The organism is Sphaerospermopsis sp. LEGE 08334 (assembly GCF_015207205.1).
Taxonomy (GTDB): domain Bacteria; phylum Cyanobacteriota; class Cyanobacteriia; order Cyanobacteriales; family Nostocaceae; genus Sphaerospermopsis.
Map to the genome: position 1 here is coordinate 101,532 of NZ_JADEXH010000015.1, position 8,187 is coordinate 109,718.

At 36.7% G+C, this 8,187-nt stretch carries 9 protein-coding genes; all 9 read left to right on the top strand.

Features of this window, described 5'->3' with window-relative positions; translation table 11 throughout:
• The first annotated feature begins 884 nt into the window (after window positions 1–884).
• The 9 genes from tig to IQ237_RS10815 all read left to right on the top strand — a co-directional run bounded on the left by tig (window position 885) and on the right by IQ237_RS10815 (window position 8,106).
• Window positions 885–2,285, top strand: a complete 1,401-nt coding sequence (tig, locus tag IQ237_RS10775; RefSeq protein ID WP_194054925.1) for a trigger factor — start codon at window positions 885–887, stop codon at window positions 2,283–2,285.
• Window positions 2,286–2,552: 267 nt separating this feature from the next.
• Window positions 2,553–3,251, top strand: a complete 699-nt coding sequence (gene clpP / locus IQ237_RS10780) for an ATP-dependent Clp endopeptidase proteolytic subunit ClpP (RefSeq protein WP_194054927.1) — start codon at window positions 2,553–2,555, stop codon at window positions 3,249–3,251.
• Window positions 3,252–3,261: 10 nt separating this feature from the next.
• Window positions 3,262–4,602, top strand: a complete 1,341-nt coding sequence (gene clpX, locus IQ237_RS10785; RefSeq protein WP_194054929.1) for an ATP-dependent protease ATP-binding subunit ClpX — start codon at window positions 3,262–3,264, stop codon at window positions 4,600–4,602.
• 187 nt (window positions 4,603–4,789) lie between these two features.
• Complete coding sequence (locus tag IQ237_RS10790; protein WP_194054931.1) at window positions 4,790–5,629, top strand: alpha/beta fold hydrolase; 840 nt, start codon at window positions 4,790–4,792, stop codon at window positions 5,627–5,629.
• Between the two features lie 41 nt (window positions 5,630–5,670).
• On the top strand, window positions 5,671–6,126 hold the full coding sequence (locus IQ237_RS10795; protein ID WP_194054933.1) for a DUF29 domain-containing protein: 456 nt from the start codon (window positions 5,671–5,673) through the stop codon (window positions 6,124–6,126).
• 57 nt (window positions 6,127–6,183) lie between these two features.
• Entirely contained in the window at window positions 6,184–6,639 is a 456-nt protein-coding gene (locus tag IQ237_RS10800; RefSeq protein ID WP_194054935.1) for a DUF29 domain-containing protein, read from the top strand.
• 57 nt (window positions 6,640–6,696) lie between these two features.
• A complete protein-coding gene (locus IQ237_RS10805) occupies window positions 6,697–7,152 on the top strand; it encodes a DUF29 domain-containing protein (protein WP_194054937.1) in 456 nt (151 codons plus the stop codon).
• A gap of 57 nt (window positions 7,153–7,209) precedes the next feature.
• Complete coding sequence (locus IQ237_RS10810; protein ID WP_194054938.1) at window positions 7,210–7,665, top strand: DUF29 domain-containing protein; 456 nt, start codon at window positions 7,210–7,212, stop codon at window positions 7,663–7,665.
• A gap of 180 nt (window positions 7,666–7,845) precedes the next feature.
• The gene (locus tag IQ237_RS10815; protein WP_194054941.1) at window positions 7,846–8,106 is read left to right on the top strand and encodes a hypothetical protein; all 261 of its coding nucleotides are present in this window, start codon (window positions 7,846–7,848) and stop codon (window positions 8,104–8,106) included.
• Window positions 8,107–8,187 lie beyond the last annotated feature (81 nt).

Genomic DNA, 8,187 nt, shown 5'->3' on the forward strand with positions numbered 1-8,187 from the left:
TAGCAATCAAAGAAATTTAAATACGTGATGAACTTCTTTCTAAGTTAGTAGATATCTATAATATCTAAAGAATTTGGATTTTAGGATATTTTATTTATATTTTGATTTTATTTGACAATAATTACTATTTAACCTGAATTACTTTGAATTATACACTACCATACAACAAACTCCAAACTAAGGGTAAAATGAATAGGTCAACCATTAATCAGGTTGATAGAATCAATAGTACAACCTTGGCAACACCAGACTGCTTAGTTAAGCATCTCAAAATAGTGAGTAGGTTTGGGAAGCGGTTACTGGGTTTGAGTTTGGGGGTTTGTTCTTACCTGCTCTTTTTAGAGCAGACAAGTATGGGTAGGCAACAGTGCTACCATGAGAATCTACCATGTTGACAGGATATCACAACCTGAACAATCTGAGTACCATTTTGCGTTTAACCTATCATGACCGCAGCAACAGCCATCAATTAAAGATAATTAAGCAGATTTTTTATGACTAAACAACGTTTAAATGAGAAATTCTGAAAAATTGACTGAGATATCCTAATCAGTTAAAGATATGGCAGAAAAACTGGAAGTATCTGTGAATTTCTGTGCCATTGGCAGTAAACTAGATATCTGCTGAAGAGCGCCGCCCCCAAGCCCGGAGTTGAGGATGCTTAAAAGACGATTACTGGATAGCTAGTTATCTAAATTATTTTGTCTTATTGCGTCAAAAAATCCACCAACTGCACAAAACTGATATATAACCTAAAAATCCTCTATTAATCTAGATATGAGCGATTGGTATAAGTTTTGTGTTGCACATCAAGTTAATAAGCGAGATAAACGCTGCTTGTGTGTACTATCAAAAATGACAACACCAAAAAACTGAGACAAAGCATGAAAGTAACCCAGGAAAAACTTGAAAAAAGCCAAATTGGACTAGAAATAGAAATTACAGCGGAAGTTACCCAACAAAAATACGAACAGGTAATCAAAAATTTAAGTGCTACTGTAAATCTTCCTGGGTTTCGCAAAGGCAAAGCACCCCGGCAGGTATTATTACAGCGCCTGGGAAGCAGTCGCATCAAAGCATCGGTACTAGAAGAACTAATTCCCGAAGTTGTAGAGCAAGCAGTCAAACAGGAAGACATTAAGGCTATTGGCCAACCGAGATTAGTGTCATCCTTTGATGATTTGATTAATAATTATAAACCTGGAGAACCCTTGACCTTTGCTGCGGCGGTGGATGTAGAACCAGAAATCAAGATCGAGCAGTATACAGGATTCCAAGTCAAAGCTGAAGAAATCAAACATGATCCAACACGGGTGGATACAGTGTTAGATCAGGAAAGGCAGAAAATGTCCACATTAATTCCCGTAGAAGGAAGAGCAGCCCAAATAGGAGATGTGGCAGTAGTAGATTTTAAAGGTGTGTTAGCTAAAGCCGAAGGTGAAGACGAGGCAGCAGAACCTACACCCATTCCGGGAGGAGAAGCAGCAGATTTTCAAGTCGAGTTGCAGGAAGATAAATTTATCCCTGGTTTTGTAGTCGGTATGGTAGGAATGAACCCTGGAGAAACCAGAGAAATTTCCGCCCAGTTCCCAGATCCTTATGCTAGTGAAGAATTAGCCGGTAAACCTGCAATATTCACAGTCACACTCAAAGAAATCAAAGAAAAAGAATTACCACCATTAGATGACGACTTCGCTCAAGAAGTCAGTGATTTTGAGACTTTAGCAGAATTACGGACATCCTTAGAAGAACGTTATCAAAAAGAAGCCCAAGAGCAAACTAAAGCCAATCAGCAAGAAGCTTTATTAGCGGAACTGCTCAAGCACGTAGAAATTGATTTGCCAAAAACTTTGATAGATAACGAAGTTGATGCCATGATCAAACAGACAATCATGAAATTGTCAGAGCAGGGAATGGATGTGAGAAAGTTTCTCACCCAAGAAATTCTGAATCAATTGCGCGATCGTTCAGAACCAGACGCAATAGAACGCCTTAAACGTTCTTTAGCTGTAGAAGAAATCGGTAAACGGGAATCACTCACAGTCGCAGTTGAGGAAGTCAACGCTAAAGTTAAAGAACTCTTAGAAGAGTACGCTGATGAAGATATAGATGCAGTCAGACTGCAATCTTTGGTAGAAGCACAGCTAGTAAATGAGAAAATAATGGATTGGTTGCTGGCTAACTCATCCATAGAACTTGTTCCCGAAGGTTCTTTGAGCAAAAAAGAGGAAACTGATTCAGAAGCAGAACCGGCTACAGAAGCAGAAACCACCAGTCCTGAGTAAAGGTGACTGGGGACTGGGGAGGAAAATTTTAGATTTTAGATTTTAGATTTTAGATTGGAGATCACAAAAACAATCCAAAATCCAAAATCCAAAATCCAAAATAAAAAACTCCTGCCTTCCCTGCCTCCTGACTCCTTGATCTCCTGCGAGAACAACTGAAGATAAGGCATAATGGTTAAAACATAGTTCAAATACAAATTCAAATTCTCGAAAAATCAGCCTTTATGGCTGTAAACATCTGTCCCACTTATTGTTAAATATTTTTGTATGCTTGTATCGCAGTCGGGAAATTACCCAATCAGTAGCTTGAATCCCATCAGCATTAGCTGTAACTACAACAGCCCTAACAACATTGTACCGATGGTGGTAGAACAGTCCGGTATGGGAGAAAGGGCTTTTGACATCTACTCCCGTCTATTGCGAGAGCGGATTATTTTTTTAGGAACGCCAATAGATGATACTGTAGCTAATTCCATAGTTGCTCAATTGCTGTTTTTGGATGCTGAAGACCCAGAAAAAGATATTCAACTTTACATAAATTCACCAGGCGGATCTGTTTACGCAGGAATGGCAATTTATGATACAATTCAACAAATACGTCCTGATGTTGTTACCATTTGTTTTGGTCTAGCTGCCAGCATGGGGGCGTTTTTATTAACTGCGGGAACAGCAGGGAAGCGTATGTCTTTACCTGACTCCCGGATTATGATTCACCAGCCCCTTGGTGGCGCTCAAGGACAAGCGATTGATATTGAAATTCAAGCGCGAGAAATTCTTTACATTAAGGGCAAGTTGAATCAATTAATGTCCACGCACACTGGTCAACCTTTAGAAAGGATCGAAGCTGATACGGAACGCGACTTTTTTATGTCAGCAGAAGAGGCAAAAAACTACGGTTTAATAGATCAGGTTATTTCTAGACAAAATCTCCCCACAGCAGGGGAAAACGTCACCATTCTGAAATAAGAGGCTTGGTATGTCTAAATACGACTCCCATTTAAAATGTTCATTTTGTGGCAAGTCTCAGGAGCAGGTGCGTAAATTAATCGCAGGTCCGGGAGTCTACATCTGCGATGAATGCGTTGACTTGTGTAATGAAATCCTAGATGAAGAACTGCTGGATACCAGTAGTGCTGCCTCCCAACCAGCACCACGTTCAGAACAACCTCAAAAACGCCGTACCAGTTCTGCCAATCTCTCTTTTAACCAAATCCCTAAACCGAGAGAAATTAAAAAATATTTAGATGAACACGTAATTGGTCAAGACGAAGCTAAAAAAGTTTTGTCTGTTGCTGTTTACAATCACTACAAGCGGTTAGCCATTGCTCAGTCTAAAGGTAATGGCAAAGGTGGACATGATGATGCTGTAGAACTACAAAAGTCGAATATTTTATTAATGGGACCGACAGGTTGCGGTAAAACCCTGTTAGCGCAAACTCTGGCCAAAATTCTCGATGTACCTTTTGCTGTCGCAGATGCCACAACTCTGACAGAAGCGGGTTATGTAGGGGAAGATGTGGAAAATATCTTATTGCGACTTTTGCAAGTGGCAGATTTGGATGTAGAGGAAGCACAGCGGGGAATTATCTATATTGATGAAATTGATAAAATTGCCCGCAAGAGTGAAAACACATCCATTACTAGAGATGTTTCCGGGGAAGGGGTACAGCAAGCTTTACTGAAAATGTTAGAGGGTACGATTGCTAATGTACCACCCCAAGGCGGACGCAAACATCCCTATCAAGATTGTATTCAGATTGACACTAGCAACATCTTGTTTATTTGTGGTGGGGCTTTTGTTGGTTTAGAAAAAGTCGTAGATCAGAGAGTGGGTAAAAAGTCAATTGGCTTTGTGCAGTCTGGAGAAGGGATATCTAAAGAAAAACGGGCTGCGGATACACTACGTCATTTAGAACCAGATGATTTGGTGAAATTTGGCATGATTCCCGAATTTATTGGGCGGATGCCAATGGTGGCTGTGGTTGATCCTTTGGATGAGGAAGCATTGATGGCGATTTTGACTCAACCGCGCAGTGCTTTAGTTAAGCAGTATCAAAAACTGCTGAAGATGGATAACGTCCAGTTAGATTTTAAACCAGATGCTTTGAAGGCGATCGCCCAAGAAGCTTACCGTCGGAAAACTGGAGCGCGGGCATTACGGGGTATTGTGGAAGAATTAATGCTGGATGTGATGTATGAGTTGCCATCTCGTAAAGATGTAACTCGTTGCACAGTAACGCGGGAAATGGTAGAGAAACGCTCTACTGCGGAACTGTTGGTACATCCTTCTTCATTACCGAAACCGGAGTCAGCATAGGAAGGAGGCAGGAGGCAGGAAGTTTTAATGAACCACGAAGACACGAAGGACACGAAGAAGAAAGAGAAGAGAAGGAAGGCACATGGGGAGAGAAGTATAAAATCTTTCCCAGTCCCCAGTCACCTGTTCCCTATTCCCTTCTTACTGTTACCTGTCACCTGTCACCTGTCACCTATCTCTAAAAATTATGACTTATATAAAAGTTCGCGGGGTTGAGCATTATTACGAGTGGATCACGAAACCATCAGATGTGGTAAAACCTGTGATGGTTTTTTTGCATGGGTGGGCGGGTTCGTGTAGATATTGGCGCAGTACGGCTGAGGCTGTAGCAGATAATTTTGATTGTTTATTATATGATATGCGCGGTTTTGGGCGTTCTCAATGTCAAGCCCAAGATGGCAGTAAATTGAGTTATGAATTAACAGAATATGCGGAAGATTTAGCAGTATTATTAAATGAATTAAATCTGGAGCGTGTTTATATTAATGCCCATTCTATGGGTGCTTCTATTGCTACGTTATTTTTTAACCGTTATCCCCAAAGAGTTATCAAGGGAATTTTAACTTGTAGCGGTATTTTTGAATATGATAAAAAAGCCTTTGAGGCATTTTATAAATTTGGTGGTTTGGTAGTTAAATTTCGTCCTCAATGGTTGGGGAAAATACCTTTAGCGGATAGGATGTTTATGGCGAGGTTTTTACATCGTCCGATTCCGAAAGCTGAAAGACAAGCTTTTTTACAAGATTTTATTGACGCTGATTATGATTCGGCAATAGGGACAATTTTTACTTCTGTAAGTAAAGAACAAGCGGAAACAATGCCTTTAGAATTTGCTAAATTGACTGTACCAACTTTGCTAGTAGCGGGAGAATATGACATTATTATTCCTGCGGAAATGGGACGAAAAGCAGCATCATTAAGTGACAAAGTTGAGTTTTCTATTATTCCTAATACTGCCCATTTTCCGATGTTAGAAGATGCAGAAACTTATTTACAGAAGGTGCGGGATTTTTTGGGTAATTGGTAATTGGTAATGGGTAATTGGTGAAATAAATCAGAGGTGATTTTATGAGTGTAATTAGTAATTTGGAGTATTTACAAAAACTCTATGAAATTGATGATTATGAATGGTTGTTAACGAATATTGAATTATTAAAACAACGTAAATTTAATGATGTGGATTTAGAGAATTTAATTGAGGAGTTGGCAGATTTGGGTAATGAAAAGAAAAATGCGGTTAAAAGTTTATTAGAACAAGTTATTAGACATCTTTTATTACTGCAATATTGGACGGAAGAAATAGAAAATAATGGTCATCATTGGCAATCAGAAATTTTAGGTTTTCGTTATCAACTGGAGGATAGATTAACTACTAATTTACGTAATTTCCTAGCTGATGAACTTGGTCATATTTATCAGAGAGCGTTAAAATATGTGCAGGTAAAAACTAAGTTTAAAGTAGATTTTCCTCAAAAATGTCCTTACAGTTTGGAACAGTTGTTAGATGGGGATTTTTTGGGTTAATATTCAATTGTAGGGGTAATTCATGAATTACCAATACCAAAATTAAGAGGTGATTTTATGAGTGTAATTAGTAATTTAGAGTATTTACAACAACTCTATGAAATTGATGATCATGAATGGTTATTAGCTAATATTGAATTATTGAAACAACGTAAATTTAATGATGTGGATTTAGAGAATTTAATTGAGGAGTTGGAGTCATTGGCCAAGCGAGATAAACACCAGGTTAAAAGTCTGTTAGAACAAATTATTAGACATCTGTTACTATTAAATTTTTGGAAAAGTGAATATGAAAAAAATAAAAATCATTGGCGGGCGGAAATTAGAAGTTTTAGGATACAATTAAAAGATAGATTAACTACTAATTTATCTAATTATCTAAGTTCTATTTTGGCTGATATTTATCATGATGCTTTGGGTTATGTACAGGAAAAAACTGGGTTTACTGTGAGTTTTCCTTCAGAATGTCCTCATACTTTGGAACAGTTGTTAGATGTGGATTTTTTGGGTTAATATTCAATTTTAGGGGTAATTCATGAATTACCCCTACCAAAATTAAGAGGTGATTTTATGAGTGTGATTAGTAATTTGGAATATTTACAAAAACTCTATGAAAGTGATGATTATGAATGGTTGTTAACTAACATTGAATTATTAAAACAAGGTAAATTTAATGATGTGGATTTAGAAAATTTAATTGAGGAGTTGGCAGATTTGGGTAATGAAAAGAAAAATGCTGTAGAAAGTTTATTACAGCAAATAATTAGACATTTATTATTATATCAATATTGGATTGCTGAAAGTGAGAGAAATTCGGGACATTGGCAAGCTGAAATTTATAGTTTTCGAGATCAATTAAATGCTAAATTAACTACTAATTTACGTAATCATTTAGCTGAACAAAGATTAAAAATTTATCAACGGGCGCTAGGATATGTGCAAAGAAAAACTAATTATCAAGTAGATTTTCCTTTAGAATGTTCTTACACTTTGGAACAGTTGTTAGATGTGGATTTTTTGGGTTAATATTCAATTGTAGGGGTAATTCATGAATTACCCCTACCAAAATTAAGAGGTGATTTTATGAGTGTGATTAGTAATTTGGAATATTTACAAAAACTCTATGAAAGTGATGATTATGAATGGTTGTTAGCTAATATTGAATTATTAAAACAAGGTAAATTTAATGATGTGGATTTAGTAAATTTAATTGAGGAGTTGGCAGATTTGGGGAATGAAAAGAAAAATGCAGTTGCTAGTCTTTTAGAACAAATTATTAGACATTTATTATTATATCAGTATTGGACGGAAGAAACAGAAAGAAATGGACATCATTGGCAAGCGGAAATTGTCAGTTTTAGAAACCAATTAAAACGACGTTTAACGGGTAATTTACGCAATTATTTATCTGAGGAAATGTTAGATATTTATGCTGATGCTTTAAAATTTGTGCGGGTAAAAACTAAGTTTAAAGTAGATTTTCCCCAAGAATGTCCTTATAATTTGGAACAATTATTAGATGTGGATTTTTTGGGGTGAGTCTTTAAACGCAGATGAACGCAGATAAACGCAGATGGTTTAAAGTAATTGTTTAAATATATTAATAATTTTAATAAAACTTAAATAATCAGTACATAATCTTTGTTACTGGTATATGCTACAATTGTTACCACAGGTTAGATACCTGTATTTTCTGTATATATACCTGGTAAAAATATTATGAAGTTCAACCGCAATCAAGTTAAAAAATATCTGCAATCTTCTGATTTTACATCTTTATTTATTGAAGAGTTAGGTTGGGATTATGCTGATATTTTCCCTATTTATTTATCGGTAGATGAGGAAAATTCTACTTTAGAATATACTTTAGAAGCTGTTGCCCAAAAACGCGGTTTAATTGTTTATCATTGTGTGGCTGAAAATGGGATTTTACCCAGAAATGTTGAATGTCGTTACAAAAGTTTACATATTCAGTTATAGTAGTCCTATTAAGGGTGAAAATGTTAACATCTCATGATATCTTCCATCCAATGAACATAACTAATTTGTTGACACATACAA

Coding starts and splice junctions, on each gene's coding strand:
- clpX (WP_194054929.1), top strand. CDS start 3,262: ATGTCTAAATACGACTCCCATTTAAAATGTTCATTTTGTGGCAAGTCT.
- IQ237_RS10795 (WP_194054933.1), top strand. CDS start 5,671: ATGAGTGTAATTAGTAATTTGGAGTATTTACAAAAACTCTATGAAATT.
- clpP (WP_194054927.1), top strand. CDS start 2,553: ATGCTTGTATCGCAGTCGGGAAATTACCCAATCAGTAGCTTGAATCCC.
- IQ237_RS10790 (WP_194054931.1), top strand. CDS start 4,790: ATGACTTATATAAAAGTTCGCGGGGTTGAGCATTATTACGAGTGGATC.
- IQ237_RS10800 (WP_194054935.1), top strand. CDS start 6,184: ATGAGTGTAATTAGTAATTTAGAGTATTTACAACAACTCTATGAAATT.
- tig (WP_194054925.1), top strand. CDS start 885: ATGAAAGTAACCCAGGAAAAACTTGAAAAAAGCCAAATTGGACTAGAA.
- IQ237_RS10810 (WP_194054938.1), top strand. CDS start 7,210: ATGAGTGTGATTAGTAATTTGGAATATTTACAAAAACTCTATGAAAGT.
- IQ237_RS10805 (WP_194054937.1), top strand. CDS start 6,697: ATGAGTGTGATTAGTAATTTGGAATATTTACAAAAACTCTATGAAAGT.
- IQ237_RS10815 (WP_194054941.1), top strand. CDS start 7,846: ATGAAGTTCAACCGCAATCAAGTTAAAAAATATCTGCAATCTTCTGAT.